The sequence below is a fragment of the Streptomyces sp. S465 genome (assembly GCF_026898115.1).
GTDB lineage: Bacteria > Actinomycetota > Actinomycetes > Streptomycetales > Streptomycetaceae > Streptomyces > Streptomyces luomodiensis.
The window spans coordinates 1,050,040-1,065,006 of record NZ_CP114036.1; the positions used below are offsets into that span (position 1 = coordinate 1,050,040).

General features: G+C 71.0%; 13 protein-coding genes. 9 read left to right on the forward strand and 4 right to left on the reverse strand.

Annotation, left to right across the window (positions count from 1 at the left end):
- Positions 1-6 precede the first annotated feature (6 nt).
- On the reverse strand, positions 7-1,134 hold the full coding sequence (locus N6H00_RS04305; protein ID WP_268970196.1) for a carbohydrate kinase family protein: 1,128 nt from the start codon (positions 1,132-1,134) through the stop codon (positions 7-9).
- 150 nt (positions 1,135-1,284) lie between these two features.
- On the opposite strand from N6H00_RS04305, the gene N6H00_RS04310 reads away from it, so the two are divergent.
- From N6H00_RS04310 to N6H00_RS04345, 8 genes are all read left to right on the forward strand, one after another.
- A complete protein-coding gene (locus N6H00_RS04310; RefSeq protein ID WP_268970197.1) occupies positions 1,285-2,046 on the forward strand; it encodes a DeoR/GlpR family DNA-binding transcription regulator in 762 nt (253 codons plus the stop codon).
- On the forward strand, positions 2,043-3,407 hold the full coding sequence (locus tag N6H00_RS04315; RefSeq protein ID WP_268970198.1) for a 6-phospho-beta-glucosidase: 1,365 nt from the start codon (positions 2,043-2,045) through the stop codon (positions 3,405-3,407). The genes N6H00_RS04310 and N6H00_RS04315 overlap by 4 nt, the downstream gene beginning before the upstream one ends.
- Before the next feature lie 279 nt (positions 3,408-3,686).
- Positions 3,687-4,448, forward strand: coding sequence for a DeoR/GlpR family DNA-binding transcription regulator (locus tag N6H00_RS04320; RefSeq protein ID WP_268970199.1), 762 nt, complete (start codon positions 3,687-3,689; stop codon positions 4,446-4,448).
- A gap of 55 nt (positions 4,449-4,503) precedes the next feature.
- The gene (locus N6H00_RS04325) at positions 4,504-5,853 is read left to right on the forward strand and encodes an ABC transporter substrate-binding protein (protein WP_268970200.1); all 1,350 of its coding nucleotides are present in this window, start codon (positions 4,504-4,506) and stop codon (positions 5,851-5,853) included.
- Positions 5,850-6,818, forward strand: a complete 969-nt coding sequence (locus tag N6H00_RS04330) for a carbohydrate ABC transporter permease (protein ID WP_268970201.1) — start codon at positions 5,850-5,852, stop codon at positions 6,816-6,818. The genes N6H00_RS04325 and N6H00_RS04330 overlap by 4 nt, the downstream gene beginning before the upstream one ends.
- Positions 6,815-7,693, forward strand: coding sequence for a carbohydrate ABC transporter permease (locus N6H00_RS04335; RefSeq protein WP_268970202.1), 879 nt, complete (start codon positions 6,815-6,817; stop codon positions 7,691-7,693). The genes N6H00_RS04330 and N6H00_RS04335 overlap by 4 nt, the downstream gene beginning before the upstream one ends.
- Positions 7,690-8,679 (forward strand): zinc-dependent alcohol dehydrogenase family protein, encoded by a 990-nt coding sequence (locus N6H00_RS04340; RefSeq protein ID WP_268970203.1) that lies wholly within the window; start codon positions 7,690-7,692, stop codon positions 8,677-8,679. The genes N6H00_RS04335 and N6H00_RS04340 overlap by 4 nt, the downstream gene beginning before the upstream one ends.
- Before the next feature lie 76 nt (positions 8,680-8,755).
- A complete protein-coding gene (locus N6H00_RS04345) occupies positions 8,756-10,126 on the forward strand; it encodes an NAD(P)/FAD-dependent oxidoreductase (RefSeq protein WP_268970204.1) in 1,371 nt (456 codons plus the stop codon).
- Between the two features lie 330 nt (positions 10,127-10,456).
- Here the strand turns inward: N6H00_RS04345 and N6H00_RS04350 are convergent, their stop codons facing one another.
- The 3 genes from N6H00_RS04350 to N6H00_RS04360 all read right to left on the reverse strand — a co-directional run bounded on the left by N6H00_RS04350 (position 10,457) and on the right by N6H00_RS04360 (position 13,752).
- Positions 10,457-11,224, reverse strand: a complete 768-nt coding sequence (locus N6H00_RS04350) for an HpcH/HpaI aldolase family protein (protein WP_268970205.1) — start codon at positions 11,222-11,224, stop codon at positions 10,457-10,459.
- Between the two features lie 90 nt (positions 11,225-11,314).
- Positions 11,315-12,313 (reverse strand): phosphoglycerate dehydrogenase, encoded by a 999-nt coding sequence (locus tag N6H00_RS04355; protein ID WP_268970206.1) that lies wholly within the window; start codon positions 12,311-12,313, stop codon positions 11,315-11,317.
- Positions 12,314-12,318: 5 nt separating this feature from the next.
- Complete coding sequence (locus N6H00_RS04360; protein WP_268970207.1) at positions 12,319-13,752, reverse strand: Nramp family divalent metal transporter; 1,434 nt, start codon at positions 13,750-13,752, stop codon at positions 12,319-12,321.
- Positions 13,753-13,919: 167 nt separating this feature from the next.
- Here N6H00_RS04360 and N6H00_RS04365 point away from each other — a divergent pair, with 167 nt between their 5' ends.
- Positions 13,920-14,717, forward strand: coding sequence for a DeoR/GlpR family DNA-binding transcription regulator (locus N6H00_RS04365; protein WP_268970208.1), 798 nt, complete (start codon positions 13,920-13,922; stop codon positions 14,715-14,717).
- The last annotated feature ends 250 nt before the right edge of the window (positions 14,718-14,967 follow it).

Genomic DNA, 14,967 nt, shown 5'->3' on the forward strand with positions numbered 1-14,967 from the left:
GGGCCGTCAGGACCGTTGGGCGCTGTCATGCACCCGGAAGCCGATGGTGGGCAGCGCCCGCAGCCGCGGGCAGTCGCTCACCCGGTCCGGAATCAGATCGCCCAGGAAGGCGTAGCGGCGGGCGAGCCCGGCCGCGTCCGCGTGGCGGCCGGCCGACCGGCGCGCCCGACTCCACCAGGCGGCCACCTCCGACCAGCCGGGAGCGGCCAGGGAGCCGCCGAAGTGCTGGACGGAGAGGGCGGCGGTGAGGTTGGCGAAGGCCAGCCGGTCCACGAGCGGCCAGCCCGCGAGCGTTCCGGTCATGAAACCGGCGACGAAGACATCGCCCGCCCCGGTCGGGTCGAGCGCGTCCACGGACAGTCCGGGCACCTCGGCGCGCTCCCCGGTGAGCGAGTCGATGGCCACGGCGCCCTCGGCGCCCCTGGTGACGACCGCGATCGGCACCAGTTCGGCCAGGGCGCGCACGGCCCGCTCGGGGCTGTCGGTGCGGGTGTAGCGCTGGGCCTCGGCCGCGTTGGGCAGGAAGGCGTGGGCATAGGGCAGATCGGGCAGTGCGGCGGGGTCCCAGCGGCCGGATTCGTCCCAGCCGACATCGGCGAAGATCTTGGCTCCCTGGGCGTGCGCCCGGCGCACCCAGTCCTCCTGGCGCCCCGGTTCGAAGGCGGTCACACAGGCGCGGGAGCGGGGCGGCGCGCCCTGGGCGGCGGGCGGTGGGGCCGGGTGTTCATGAGTGACCATGGTCCGCTCGCCCTCGTACGCCATGGAGACGGTGACCGGGGAGTGCCAGCCGGGGACGCGCCGGGAGTGGGTGAGGTCCACGCCCTCGCCGAGGGCGAGGCTCTCCCAGCAGTAGTCGCCGTAGACATCGGTGCCGAAGGCGGCGGCGAGGGTGGTGTGCAGCCCCAGCCGGGCGAGCGCGGTGGCCATGTTCGCGATGCCGCCGGGGCTCGATCCCATGCCGCGCGCCCAGGACTCGGTGCCGCGGACGGGGGCGTGGTCGAGCCCGGTGAAGATGATGTCCAGGAACACGGTGCCGGTGAGGTAGACGTCGTGCTCGGGGTCCGCGGGAGCGCGCAGCGCCGCCAGCGGGTCGATCGGTTGGATCGGATCGGGTGTTCCGGCCGTGGTGCTCACCGACGTGCCTTTCCTTGTGCGGCATGACCTGTTCGCGCCTGGGGCCCTTCTGACGGGGTGGCGTGAGCGACACCTTGCACCTCACCTGCGGTGAATGCAAGAGGTCAATCACACTCGCGCAGACTCGCTCATCTGGAGTAGGTTGCCACCATGCTGCGAGAGACCCGCCACGAGAAGCTGCTGAGCATCCTCGGCGAGGAGGGCGTGCTGCCCATCGGGGAGATCGCCACGCGTCTGGGCGTCAGCGAGGCCACCGCCCGCCGGGACCTCACCGAGCTGGGCCGGGCCGGCCGGCTCACCCGGGTCTACGGCGGCGCGGTGGCCGCGCCCACTCCGGACGAGGAGCGTCCGTTCGGCGAGGTGGCGGTCGATGATCTGGACGACAAGCAGGCCGTCGCCCGCGCCGCCGCGGAGCTGGTCGCCGACGGCGATGTGCTGCTGCTGGACATCGGCACCACCACCCTCCAGCTCGCCAAGCTGCTGCGCGGCCGTCCGGTCACGGTGGTGACCAGCAATCTCGCGGTCTACGACGAGCTGCGCGACGATCCGAAGGTGACCCTGATCCTGCTGGGCGGGCAGGTGCGCGCCAACTACCGGTCCGTGGTCGGCTTCCTCACCGAGTCCAACATCCGTCAGCTGCGGGTCGGCCGGCTCTTCCTCGGCGCGAGCGGGGTGCTCCCCGACGGCAGCGTGCTGGACAGCACCCATGTGGAGGTGCCCGTCAAACGGGCCATGCTCGGCGCCACCCGGGAGGTGGTGCTGCTGGTCACCGCGGGGAAGTTCCCCGGTGACACCGGCCTCGCCCGGATCTGCGGGCCGGAGCGGATCGACACCCTGATCACCAACGAGACATCCGACCCGGCGACGCTCGCCGTGTTCCGCGAGGCCGATGTGGAGGTAGTGACCGTATGAGGCTGACTGTGCTGGGCGGCGGCGGATTCCGCATGCCCCTGGTGTACCGGGCCCTGCTCGAGGACACCGGGGACGAGGCCGGGCGCTGCACCGAGCTGGTGCTGTACGACACCGACCCCGGCCGGCTGGACGCCATCCGCGCGGTCCTGGCCGAACAGGCCGAGGGCCGCCCCACCGCGCCCGCGGTCCGGGCCACCACCGATCTGGACGAGGCGCTGCGCGGCGCCGACTTCGTCTTCTCGGCCATCCGCGTCGGCGGTCTGGAGGGCCGGGCGCGCGATGAGCGGATTCCGCTCGGCGAAGGGGTGCTGGGACAGGAGACGGTCGGCGCGGGCGGGGTGCTCTACGGGCTGCGCACCCTGCCGGTGGCGCTGCGGATCGCCGAGCGGATCGCCACCGTGGCTCCGGACGCCTGGGTCATCAACTTCACCAACCCGGCGGGCATGGTCACCGAGGCGATGCAGCGGGTGCTCGGCGATCGGGTGATCGGTATCTGCGACTCCCCGGTCGGCTTGTGCCGCCGCGCCGCGCGGGCGGTCGGCGCCGACCCGGACCGGGCCACCTACGACTATGTGGGCCTCAACCACCTGGGCTGGCTGCGCCGGGTGGTGGTGAACGGCCGGGACCGGCTGCCGGAGCTGCTGGGCGACACCGCCGCGCTGGAGTCGTTCGAGGAGGGCAAGCTGTTCGGCGCCGAGTGGCTGCGGGCGCTCGGCGCGCTGCCGAACGAGTATCTGCACTACTACTACTTCAACCGGGAGGCGGTGGCCTCGATCCGGCAGGCCCCGGCCACCCGCGGGGAGTTCCTCCGCGAACAGCAGGCCCGGTTCTACGCCACGGCCGGCTCCGGAGCCTCCGGGGCGCTTCAGGCGTGGGAGCGCACCCGGCTGGAGCGCGAGGCCACGTACATGGCCGAGAGCCGCGAGGCCACCGGCGGCTGGGAGCGCGACTCCTGCGATCTGGACGGCGGTGGCTACGACCGGATCGCGCTGGCCCTGATGCGGGCCATCGCCCGCGACGAGCGCGCCACGCTGATCCTCAACGTGCGCAACCGCACGGCCGTCCCCGGTCTGGACGAGGACGCCGTGGTGGAGGTGCCCGCTGTGGTGGACGCGGGCGGGGCGCGCCCGCTGGCGGCCGGCGCGGTGGCGCCGGACCAGCTTGGCCTGATGCTCACCCTCAAGGCCGTGGAGCGCGCGGCCATCGAGGCGGCCACGACCGCGGCGGGCACCGAAGCGGGCACCGATTCGGGCATCGCCCGCGGTGCGGCCCTGCGGGCCCTCGCTCTGCATCCGCTGGTTGATTCGGTCAAGGTCGCGGGCAGGATTCTGGATGCCTCCGGGGCGCTCGACCGCCCATAGCACATGTCCGTTCGGGCATTCCCCAGTATCTGAACACGCCCGGTTGGGCTCCGTTCACGTCCTCTTTCGGTAATCGGGCGAGAAACGGGCCCACCGGGCGGAGAACCAGGCATCCGAGTTCCTCACCGTCCGTTGCCTCACCCCTGCTGAACTGCCAAGATAACGATCGTGAAACGGGCGCATACGGTCACGATCTCTCCTGCGCCAAGGCTGGCGGCTCTCGTTGCGTGCTTGTAAAACTGCCACGCAAGCTCGAAAGACCAAGGCAGGAGGTGCGGCGTGGACGCGGAGGAACGCCGTCGGGAGATCCTCGACACGGCTCGCCGTGCCGGCGTCGTGGACGTCGGCAAACTCGCCGCCGACCTCGGGGTGTCCAAGGAGACGGTGCGCCGCGATCTGCGCGTGCTGGAGCAGCACGGACTGGTGCGGCGCACCCATGGTGGCGCGTACCCCGTGGAAAGCGCCGGTTTCGAGACCACCCTCGCCTTCCGTACCACCATGCATGTGCCGGAGAAGTCGCGGATCGCGGCGGCGGCGGCCGATCTGCTGGGCGATGCCGAGACGGTCTTCATCGACGAGGGGTTCACCCCGCAGCTGATCGCGGAGGCCCTGCCCCGGGACCGGCCGCTCACCGTGATCACCGCTTCCCTCGCGACCGCCACCGGCCTCGCTCCCCGTGACAACACCACCGTGCTGCTCCTCGGCGGCCGGGTGCGCGGGGGCACGATGGCCACCGTCGACCACTGGGCGACGCATATGCTTTCGGGCTTCGTCATCGACCTGGCCTTCATCGGCGCCAACGGCATCTCCCGCCAGTACGGCCTGACCACCCCGGATCCGGCGGTCAGTGAGATCAAGGCGCAGGTGGTGCGGGTCTCCCGGCGGAAGATCTTCTCCGGGGTGCACACCAAGTTCGGAGCCGTCAGCTTCTGCCGGTTCGCGGATGTGTCGGATTTCGAAACCATCGTGACCGACACCGGTCTACCGCTGACCGAGGCACATCGCTATTCGCTGCTGGGCCCGCAGATCGTCAGGGTCTGACGTCCCTCCTCCGCTGTTTTTACTTTTTCCCCCCGTCCCTTCGATTGGACCCGTTATGCCAGTCCTGACTCTTCGTGCTGCCCGGATACCGGTGGTGGCCCTGACCGCGGGCGCGCTCCTGACCGGTTGCGCCGGTATGGGAGGCGGCAGCTCAGGCGACAAGACCGTCAATGTTCTGATGGTGAACAACCCGCAGATGGTGGATTTGCAGAAGCTCACCAAAAAGTACTTCACCAAGGAAACGGGCATCACGGTCAGGTTCACGATGATGCCGGAGAACGAGGTCCGCGACAAGATCAGTCAGGACTTCGCCAACCAGGCCCGCCAGTACGACGTGGCCACCATCAGCAATTACGAGGTGCCCTTCTACGCGGAGAACGACTGGCTGCTGCCGCTCGACTCCTACGCGGCCAAGGACAAGGCGTTCGACCAGAAGGACATCCTTCCCTCGATGCGGGAGTCGCTGACCGCCGAGGACGGCAAGCTCTACGCCGAGCCCTTCTACGGCGAGTCGTCGTTCCTGATGTACCGCAAGGACATCCTCGCCGAGAACCACCTGAAGATGCCCGAGCACCCCACCTGGCAGCAGGTCGCGGACATCGCGGCCAAGGTGGACGGCTCCCGCAAGGGGATGAACGGCATCTGTCTGCGCGGACTGCCCGGCTGGGGTGAGCTGATGGCCCCGCTGACCACGGTGGTCAACACCTTCGGCGGGACGTGGTTCACCAAGGACTGGAAGGCGCAGCTGGACTCGCCCGAGTTCACCAAGGCGACGAAGTTCTATGTCGACCTGGTGCGCAAGCACGGTGAGGCCGGTGCGGCCCAGTCGGGCTTCGCCGAGTGCCTGAACAACCTCACCCAGGGCAAGAGCGCCATGTGGTACGACGCCACCTCGGCCGCCGGGTCGCTGGAGGCCGCCAAGTCCCCCGTCAAGGGCAAGATCGGCTACGTCCAGGCGCCGGTGGAGAAGACCGAGAGCTCCGGCTGGCTCTACACCTGGGCCTGGGGCGTCCAGAAGGCGTCGCGCCACCCCGACAACGCCTGGAAGTTCATCTCCTGGGCCTCCAGCAAGGAGTACGAGGCCCTGGTCGGCAAGGAGTTCGGCTGGTCCAACGTGCCCGCGGGCAAGCGGTCGTCCACCTACACCAATCCGGACTACAAGGACACCGCCGGCACCTTCTCCGAGGAAACCCGCAAGGCCATCACCAGCGCCAAGCCACGTGACCCTGGGGTGCAGCCGCGGCCGACCATCGGTATCCAGTTCGTCGACATCCCCGAATTCGCCGATCTGGGCACCAAGGTGGCCCAGGAGATCAGCGCCGCCATCGCCGGAAAGCAGTCCGTCGAGACGGCATTGAAGAATTCGCAGAAGCTGGCCGAGAAGGTCGCCGAGGAGTACCGATGAGTAACCCGACGACGGCAGTGCCCGTACACGACGAGCGGCCACCGACCGCGGCGGCCCCCGCCGCCGCCAAGCGCCCCGGGGCGCCGAGGAACCGGGCCCGGGAGTGGGCCACCCGGGCGCCGCTGCTGCCCGCGCTGATCTTCCTGATCGTGGTCACCCAGCTTCCGTTCGTGGCGACCCTGGTGATCTCGCTCTTCGACTGGAACTCCTTCCGTCCCGACCGCCGTGAGTTCGCGGGACTGGAGAACTACAAGACGGTGCTCAGCGACGAGGCACTGCGCGACTCCATCGTCACCACCGTGCTGCTGACCGCCTCCGTGGTGATCGTCAGCGTGGTGCTGGGGCTGCTGCTGGCGCTGCTGCTGGACCGCAAGTTCCGTGGCCGGGGCCTGGTCCGCACCATGCTCATCGCACCCTTCCTGCTGGTGCCGGTGGCCTCCGCGCTGCTGTGGAAGCATGCGCTGTACAACCCCGAGTACGGCCTGTTCAACGGCGTGCTCAACTGGCTGGGCGGGCCCCAGCCGGAGTGGCTCACCGATACGCCGCTGATCGCGGTGGAGGCGTCGCTGATCTGGCAGTGGACGCCGTTCATGATGCTCATCCTGCTGGCCGGGCTCCAGAGCCGCCCGCTGGAGACGATGGAGGCGGCCCGGCTGGACGGGGCCGGCAACTGGCAGATCTTCCGCTATCTGACGCTGCCGCATCTGCGCCGCTATCTGGAGCTGGGCACGCTGCTCGGGTCCATCTACATCGTGCAGAACTTCGACGCCGTGTTCACCATGACCCGCGGTGGCCTGGACACCGCCAACCTCCCCTACACCATTTACGAAACCTTCTACAACGCCCACGAGTACGGGCTGGCATCGGCCGCGGGTGTCGTGGTGGTGATCGGCACGATCATCATCGCCACCTTCGCGCTGCGCGTGGTGTCGTCCCTCTTCCGTGAGGAGGTGTCCCGCGCATGACCGCCGTGAGCACCCCGGTGACCATCACCCCCGTGACGGACGCGGCCCGCCGGGCCAAGCGGCGCGGTGCGGCACTCGGCCTGCTGGCCTGGTTCGTCGGCATCGTGTTCGTCCTGCCGGTGCTGTGGATGCTGCTGACCTCGTTCCACTCCGAGGCCGACGCCGCCACCAACCCGCCGTCGCTGACCGCTTCGCTGACCCTCGACGGGTACAAGGAGTTCTTCGGCTCGGGCGGCGGGGCCAGCCCGTGGCCCTCGCTGCTCAACTCGCTGGGCACGTCGCTCTTCTCCACCTGCTTCGTGCTGCTGCTGGCGCTTCCGGCGGCGTACGCGCTGTCGATCCGGCCGGTGCGCAAGTGGACGGATGTGATGTTCTTCTTCCTGTCCACCAAGATGCTGCCGGTGGTGGCCGGACTGCTGCCGATCTTCCTGTTCGCCAAGGACATCGACTTCCTGGACAACGTCTGGCTGCTGGTCATCCTCTACACCTCGATGAACCTGCCGATCGCGGTGTGGATGATGCAGTCCTTCCTCGCCGACGTCCCGGTGTCGATCATCGAGGCCGCCCAGATGGACGGAGCGCGGCTGCCGACCATCCTGTGGCGGGTCGTCGCCCCGATCGCGGGGCCGGGCATCGCCGCCACCTCGCTGATCTGTTTCATCTTCAGCTGGAACGAGATGCTCTTCGCCCAGGTGCTCACCGGTGTGGTCGCCCAGACCGCCCCGGCGTTCCTGACCACCTTCGTCACCAGCCAGGGCCTGTTCCTGGCCAAGGTGTGCGCCGCGTCGATCGTCATTTCCCTCCCGGTGCTCGCCGCCGGTTTCGCCGCCCAGGACAAGCTGGTTCAGGGCCTTTCGCTAGGAGCAGTCAAATGAGGGCCGCCGTCATCGAAGCCCCCGGCAAGGTCACCGTCACCACCGTCGCCGACCCCACCCCGGGGCCCCGTGAGGTCGTGGTGGACGTGGCGGCCTGCGGGCTGTGCGGCACCGACCTGCACATTCTTCAGGGGGAGTTCGCGCCCACGCTGCCCATCGTCCCCGGGCACGAGTTCGCCGGTGTGGTCGTGGGCATCGGCAGCGGTGTCACCGAGGTCGCGGTGGGCGACCGGGTCGCCGTGGACCCCTCCCTGCACTGTCATGAGTGCCGTTACTGCCGGATCGGCCGGGGCAACCTGTGCGACAACTGGAACGCGATCGGGGTCAGCGTCCCCGGCGGGGCCGCCGAGTTCGCGGTGGCCCCGGTGGCCAACTGCGTCAAGCTGCCCGAGCACGTGGAGGTGGCCGACGCGGCCCTGATCGAGCCGCTGTCCTGCGCGGTGCGCGGCTATGACGTGCTCAACGGCAACCTGGGCGCCGAGGTGCTCATCTACGGCTCCGGCACCATGGGGCTGATGATGCTGGAGCTGGCCAAGCGGACCGGCGCCACCAGCGTGGACGTGCTCGATGTCAACGCCGAGCGGCTGGCCACCGCCACCACCCTCGGCTGCAGCCGGGCCGCCGCCTCGGCGGACGAGCTGGACCAGCCGCGCGGCTGGGACGTGGTCATCGACGCCACCGGCAACCAGGCCGCCATCCAGGACGGGCTGGGCCGGGTGGCCAAGGCCGGCACGTTCCTCCAGTTCGGCGTCTCCGACTACGCGACGCGGGCCGTCATCGAGCCGTACAAGATCTACAACCAGGAGATCACCATCACCGGCTCCATGGCCGTGCTGCACAGCTACGAGCGTGCCGCCGGGCTGTTCGCGACCGGGGTGCTGGACCCGCAGATCTTCATCAGCCACCGGCTGCCGCTGGAGGAGTACCCCAAGGCGCTCGACCAGTTCCAGTCGGGCCAGGGCCGCAAGATCGTGGTCGTCCCGTAACCGTACGTGGTTGACGGCCCAAGCCGGGGGCACCAGGCTTGGGCCGTCGTCAATCATGATCGGGAGAGGGCGGGACATGGGCAAGGGCCACGCGGTGGTGGTGGGCGGAGGACTGGCGGGCACGCTGGCGGCGGGCGCGCTCCTCGGCCACGTCGAGGGGGTCACCCTCGTGGAGCGCGACCGCTATCCCGAGCAGCCCGTCTTCCGTAAGGGCGTACCCCAGGGCCGCCATCTGCACGTCTTCCTCAGCGGCGGGCGGCGCGCCCTGGAGGAGCTGTTCCCCGGGCTGGGAAGCGAACTGGAGGCGGCCGGCGCGCACCGCCTCGAAGCGCCGCGCGATGTGATCACCAAGGCCCCCAACGGCTGGCAGCGCCGCTACCACGAGGGCAGACACATCACGACCAGCTGCACCCGGGCGCTGTTCGACGCCACCGTACGGGCGCGGGTGCTGGCCGAGGCCGAGAGGTCCGGGACCCGGGTGGAGGTGCTCCAGGCCACCGAGGTCATCGGGCTGCTCGGCGGCGCGGACCGGGTGACCGGCGTACGGGTACGGGCGCGGGACGCCGGGCACGCCGAGCGGGAGCTGCCCGCCGATCTGGTCGTCGACGCCTCGGGGCGCGGCTCGCGCGCCCCCCGGTGGCTGGCGGAACTGGGCGCTCCGGTGCCGCGCGAGGAGGTCGTCGACGCCGGGATCGGCTACTGCACCCAGATGTTCCGGCCCGCCGAGCCGCTGGACATGGTGATGGTCATCCAGCCGCGCCCGGAATGTCCGCGCGGCGCGGCGTGGTCCCCCGTCGAGGACGGCAACTGGCTGCTGACCCTGTCGGGGGTGCGCGGCCAGCATCCGCCGACCGAGGGCTCGGAAGTGCTCGGCTTCGTCAAGTCCCTGGGCGAGCCGGCGCTCTACGAACACCTGCTGACCTGTGAGCCGGTCTCCCCGCCGTACGGATTCCGCGACACCTCCAACCGCCGCCGCCACTACGACGCCCCGGGCGGGGTGCCCGAGGGGTTCCTCGCGGTCTCGGACGCCGCCTGCACCTTCAACCCGGTCTACGGGCAGGGCATGTCGGTGGCCGCCCTCAGCGGGCTGGCCCTGCGCCGCTGCCTGGCCGAGGGAGGTCTGCGGCCCGGTTTCGCGGCCACCGCGCAGCGCGCCGTGGCCCGTGCGAGCGACACCGCCTGGCTGACCGCCGTCGGCGCGGACCGCCCGTACGCCACGGACGCGGACGCGACACCGCCGGGCGCGGCCGAGCGGCTGCGGAGCTGGTACTTCGGGCGGCTGGCGGCTCGGGCGACGATCGACCGGGTGGTGGGCGCGGCGTTCCGGGACGTCACATACCTGGCCGCGGCCCCGTCCCGCCTGATGTCCCCCGCCGTCGCCCTGCGGACGGTGCTTCTGCCAAAGGCCCGCGGCCTCACGGCCCCGCCACTGCGCGTGGAGACCTGACCGCGCTCCGCGCACCGGCGCCCGCCGGGAGCCCAGCCCCCGGCGGGCGCCGGTGTCGCGGGCTTCATCCCCGCCCCCGCGGGGACAGGCCCCGGCCCGGTGCCGCGAGCTTCGCCCCGGCTCCCGCGGGGACAGGCTTCGGGCTTCCGGTATCGCGAGGCCGCGCCCCAGCGCCCGCGGCACATAGGGCCCTGCCGCCGCCGGACTGCCTGGGCCGGGGTCTGCGCGCCGCCCCAGGCCCCACCGGCAGCGGCCTCGGCCTCCGGTCGTGGAGCCCGGCGCCACCCCCCGCGCCCGGCCGGGCGGAGCCGCGGTCCCGAGGGGGAGCACTCAGGCTGTGGCGTCGCGCAGGTGTGCCGCGGCGGCCTGCTCCAGGTGGACCAGGTCGCTGCTGACCGTGGCGAAGGTGAAGCCCTGGGCCAGGCGCTTGGCGGCCGTCGCGCCGTCGGGGCAGTGGATACCGGCGGCGATGTTCGCGGCCCGCGCCTCCTCGGCGACCTTCGCCAGGGCCGCGTCGAACTTCTCCGCGACCGAGGTGTCGGTCGAGGTGCGGCCGCCGAGCGCGATGGTGAGGTCGGAGGGGCCGATGTAGACACCGTCGAGCCCGTCCGTCGCGCAGATCTCCGCCGTGTTGGCCAGCGCCTGGGCCGTCTCGATCATCACGATGCAGGCGACCTGCTCGTTGGACTCGGCTGGGGTGGGGCCGACCCGCAGGCCCGAGCGCATCGGGCCGTAGGAGCGCACCCCGAGCGGGGGGTAGCGGCAGTAGCTGACCGCGGCGGCCGCCTCCTCGGCGCTGTTGACCAGTGGGACGATGACCCCACGGGCGCCGGCGTCGAGGGCCTGGCCGATCCAGAAGCCGTCGTTGGCCGGGACGCGCACCATCCCGGCGGAGGTGCCGCGGGCGTCGATGGCGGTCATCGCGCCGAGGGTGCCCTGGTAATCGAGGAGGCCGTGCTGGGCGTCGACGCAGATGTAGTCGTAGCCGAGCCCGGCCAGGCGCTCGGTGCCGACGGGGTTGTCGAGGACGACCCAGTAACCGATGATCCGCTGGCGGGCGCGCAGCCGGGCCGCGAAGTCGGCGGGGGAAGTGTTCATGCTGTCAGCTTCTCTCGTGGTGTCTCGGGGGCGGATGCGGGGGTGGTCATGGGGATCCGGGGTGCGTCGCCCGGTGTTCCGGTGTTGCGTTCACACCACGGCGTTCACCGGGTCCTCTCCCCGCAGGACGCGCACCACATCGGCGGCCACGGTGGTGCCCATCGCGGCGTTGGCCTGCTGGGTGAACGCGGCGCAGTGCGGGGTCAGCACCGCGTTGGGCGCGGTGAGCAGCGGATGACCGGCCGGGGGTTCGGTGGCGAACACATCGATACCGGCCGCCGCGATATGCCCGCTGTGCAGCAGTTCGGCGAGGGCCTCTTCGTCGATCAGCCCGCCCCGCGCCGTATTGATGACACAGGATCCGGGTTTCATGGCCGCCAGTTCGGCGCGGCCGAGCAGCGGTCCGCCCGAGGGCCCCGGCAGATGCAGGGTGAGCACATCGGCGGCCGCGATCAGCTCCTCGAAGGTCACGGACCGCACCCCCTGTTCGGCGAAGACGGCCGCGGGAAGGTGCGGGTCGTAGGCGATGAGGTCCATGTCGAAGCCGCGGGCGCGGCGGGCGACGGCCTGTCCGATCCGGCCGAAGCCGACGATGCCGAGGGTGCGCCCGGCCAGTTCGGGCCCGAAGAAGCGGTCCCAGCGGCCGCCGGTGACCGAGGCGTGCGCGGGCACGATGCGCCGTACGGCGGCCAGCAGCAGGGCCATCGTCATATCGGCGACCGCCGTGGTGTTGGTTCCGGGGGCGTTGACCACGCGGACGCCGTGTGCGGCGGCCGCGGCAAGGTCGATGTTGTCGGTGCCGACGCCGTGTTTGGCGACGACCTCCAGCCCCGGCGCCGCCGCCAGGACCGCCGCCGTCACCGGGTCGAGCCCGATGACCAGCGCCCTGGCGCCCTCGGCCTCCTCGATCAGCTGTCGTTCGGTGAGCGGATGCGCCGCCCGCGCGGTGCGCACCGGCACCCCGGCGGCCGCGAACACCTCCCAGGGCTCGCTCGCATGCTGTCCGAAGCTCGGTGTGGTCACCAGGACGTCATGGCCGGTGGCCGCACCGGACCCGCCCGCCCCGCTCGGCTCACGCAACTCGCTCAACTCCCTCAACTCCCCACCCCGAGCCCGAGGACATCGAGGACCGAATAGACACCCAGCGCGCCGATGGCCGTACTGCTGAGCACCAGCGCGCCGTTCAGCACGGGGTTGGCGCGGAACCGCCGATCGACTTCCGTGCTGCGCAGCCGCCATACCGCGATCACGACCGCGAGCAGGAAGATCCCGCCCGCGATGCCTCCGGCCTGCACCATCAGCACCGGCTCCTGGAGATAGAGGTAGAAGGCGGCCCACAGGGGCGGCAGGACCACGGTGAGCAGACGGATGACGCGCTGCCGGGCCTTGACGTCCCGCCAGTCGAACACGCCGAGCAGGCCGAGGGTGTTGGTCCACAGCCGTGGCACGCTCGCGGTGGAGGCGATGATCGTGGAGTAGAGGACGGCGATGGCACCGGCCAGGAAGAGGTACTTGCCGGCGGGGCCGAGGGTGTCGGTGTACATCCGGGACAGCGTGGTGATCATCTCGTTGCCCTCGGGCACCAGGTTCTGCCGGTGCAGGATGGCCGCGCCGATGATGTAGAAGGAGAGCGTGCACAGGGTGCACACGGCCCATGAGGTGAGCGCGTCGATGCGCATCACCCGGATCCAGCCCTCGGCGCGCCGGGCCCGTGCCTCGGTGCCGTCGTCGGGGCCGGTCCAGCGGGCGTACCCCTTCTCCAGACACCAGTAGGTGTAGGTGGTCATCTCATCGGCGCCGACGCCGGTGATGCCGAACATGGCGACGGCGAAGCCGAGCGTCCCGGCCGGGATGGACAGGGTCAGTCCGGAGGCCAGATCGGAGCCGCCGTACGGGAAGTCGGTCCAGGGCAGTCCGACCGCGAGGGCGACGGTGGAGAGGGTGAAGAGAACGACGGTGATGAACCCGGCCTTCTCCACCATCCCGTAGCGGTTCGTATACATCAGCGCGACGACGGACACCACGACGATCACGGTCCAGGCGGTGAGCGAGGTCCGGCCCAGCGGTTCGCCGCCGATCGGGGCGAGGATGCTGAAGGCCGCCGCGGCGCCGCCGATCATGCCTCCGCGCTGGAGCATCTTGGCGAAGTCCATGAGGATCCACAGCACGTTGATCCAGCCGACCCGGCCCACTCTGGGGGCGACCTGGCTGTAGCCGGCCAGGGCCGTCTTGCCGGTGAGGATGGTCCAGCGGGCCAGCTCCATCTGGACCCACACCTTGACCAGCGCGCTGGCGATGACCAGCCACAGCAGGACGAAACCCGCCTTGGCGCCCAGTGAGGTGGTGGTGATCAGCTCGCCGGACCCGACCACGGCGGCGGAGAGGATCATTCCGGGGCCCAGCCGGCGCACCGTGCCGCGTAGATCGCGCGGCGGTTCCTTGATGTCGCTCGCCCGCAGTGCGTACGGATCGTCGGACGGCGCCTCGTCCCTCGGCCCGACCTGCGTCGGCACACTCTCCGCCGTCATACGACCTCCCCGCTCTGTGCGTGTTGTGTGCGGAACGCTCGCACGATTGCACGTAACGCGCAAGAGTCTGCGCAGTGTCCACCATGAAACAGCGCGGAATGCGCAGACTGATAGTGTTGCTCAGTGCTGCGCAGCGTCGCGCGGAGTGAGCGGAAGGATGGGCCGCCATGACTCAGGAGGCCGGGGCGGAGGAGCGCAGACGGCTGCGCGCCGGGGACCGCCGGGAGCTGATCGCCCGAATGATCCGGACCGATGGCACGGTCGTGGTCGAGGAGCTGGCCCGCTCACTGGAGGTGACCCCCTCCACCATCCGCCGGGACCTCGCACTCCTCACCGAACAGGGCACCATCGCCCGTACCTACGGCGGCGCGATGAGCGCCGGTCACACCACCGAGCCCAGCCTCGGGCAGCGCAGCGGGCTCGCCGTCGCCGAGAAGGACCGCATCGGGCGCTGGGCGGCCGCGCGGATCGGGCAGGGCGACACCGTCATCCTCGACGCGGGCACCACCACCGGACGGCTCGCCCACCATCTGCGCGCCCGCACCGACCTGACCGTGATCACCAGCGGGCTCACCGCGCTGCGCGAGCTGGCCGAGGCGGACGGGGTCGAGCTGATCACCCTCGCCGGGACGCTGCGCCACGTCAGCCAGGGCTTCGTCGGGCCGCTCGCCGAGCTGACCCTGTCCCGGCTGACCGCGGACAAGGTCTTCCTCGGCGCGGACGGGCTGGACGCGCGGCTGGGCATCTGCGAGGCGAGCCTGCAACAGACCTCGCTCAAGGAGATGATGGCCGACCGCGGCAAGGAGCTGTACGTCCTGGCCGACAGCAGCAAGCTCGGTCAGGCCCCGTTCACCGCCTGGGCCCCGCTGGACCGGGCATGGACGCTGGTCACCGACAGCGGCGCCACCGAGGCCCAGCTCGCCCCCTTCCGCGCGCTGCCGGACACCGAGGTGATCACCGTCTGACGACGTACCGCCCCGCGCCCGCCTCGAACGGTGTGTCATCCCCCGGCAGCCGCACCTCGGCCCGGGTGCCCGGCGGCACCAGCGCCTGGACCACCAGCTCCTCGCCCTCGTCGCCGCCAACCCGCCTCGGCCCTGCCGTACGGGGTCGCTCCGCCTTCCGGCGGTCCGCGCCGGCACCCGGCTGCCGCCACAGCCCGCCGCTGTGCGGGGCCGGCCCGCCGCGAGGGAGCGGGCCGGGAGCCGTGCTCCC

Bases quoted from the DNA above. Each gene is read 5' to 3' on its own strand.
- N6H00_RS04310 (WP_268970197.1), top strand. From the start codon at position 1,285: ATGCTGCGAGAGACCCGCCACGAGAAGCTGCTGAGCATCCTCGGCGAG.
- N6H00_RS04315 (WP_268970198.1), top strand. From the start codon at position 2,043: ATGAGGCTGACTGTGCTGGGCGGCGGCGGATTCCGCATGCCCCTGGTG.
- N6H00_RS04325 (WP_268970200.1), top strand. From the start codon at position 4,504: ATGCCAGTCCTGACTCTTCGTGCTGCCCGGATACCGGTGGTGGCCCTG.
- N6H00_RS04330 (WP_268970201.1), top strand. From the start codon at position 5,850: ATGAGTAACCCGACGACGGCAGTGCCCGTACACGACGAGCGGCCACCG.
- N6H00_RS04335 (WP_268970202.1), top strand. From the start codon at position 6,815: ATGACCGCCGTGAGCACCCCGGTGACCATCACCCCCGTGACGGACGCG.
- N6H00_RS04340 (WP_268970203.1), top strand. From the start codon at position 7,690: ATGAGGGCCGCCGTCATCGAAGCCCCCGGCAAGGTCACCGTCACCACC.
- N6H00_RS04345 (WP_268970204.1), top strand. From the start codon at position 8,756: ATGGGCAAGGGCCACGCGGTGGTGGTGGGCGGAGGACTGGCGGGCACG.
- N6H00_RS04350 (WP_268970205.1), bottom strand. From the start codon at position 11,224: ATGAACACTTCCCCCGCCGACTTCGCGGCCCGGCTGCGCGCCCGCCAG.
- N6H00_RS04360 (WP_268970207.1), bottom strand. From the start codon at position 13,752: ATGACGGCGGAGAGTGTGCCGACGCAGGTCGGGCCGAGGGACGAGGCG.
- N6H00_RS04365 (WP_268970208.1), top strand. From the start codon at position 13,920: ATGACTCAGGAGGCCGGGGCGGAGGAGCGCAGACGGCTGCGCGCCGGG.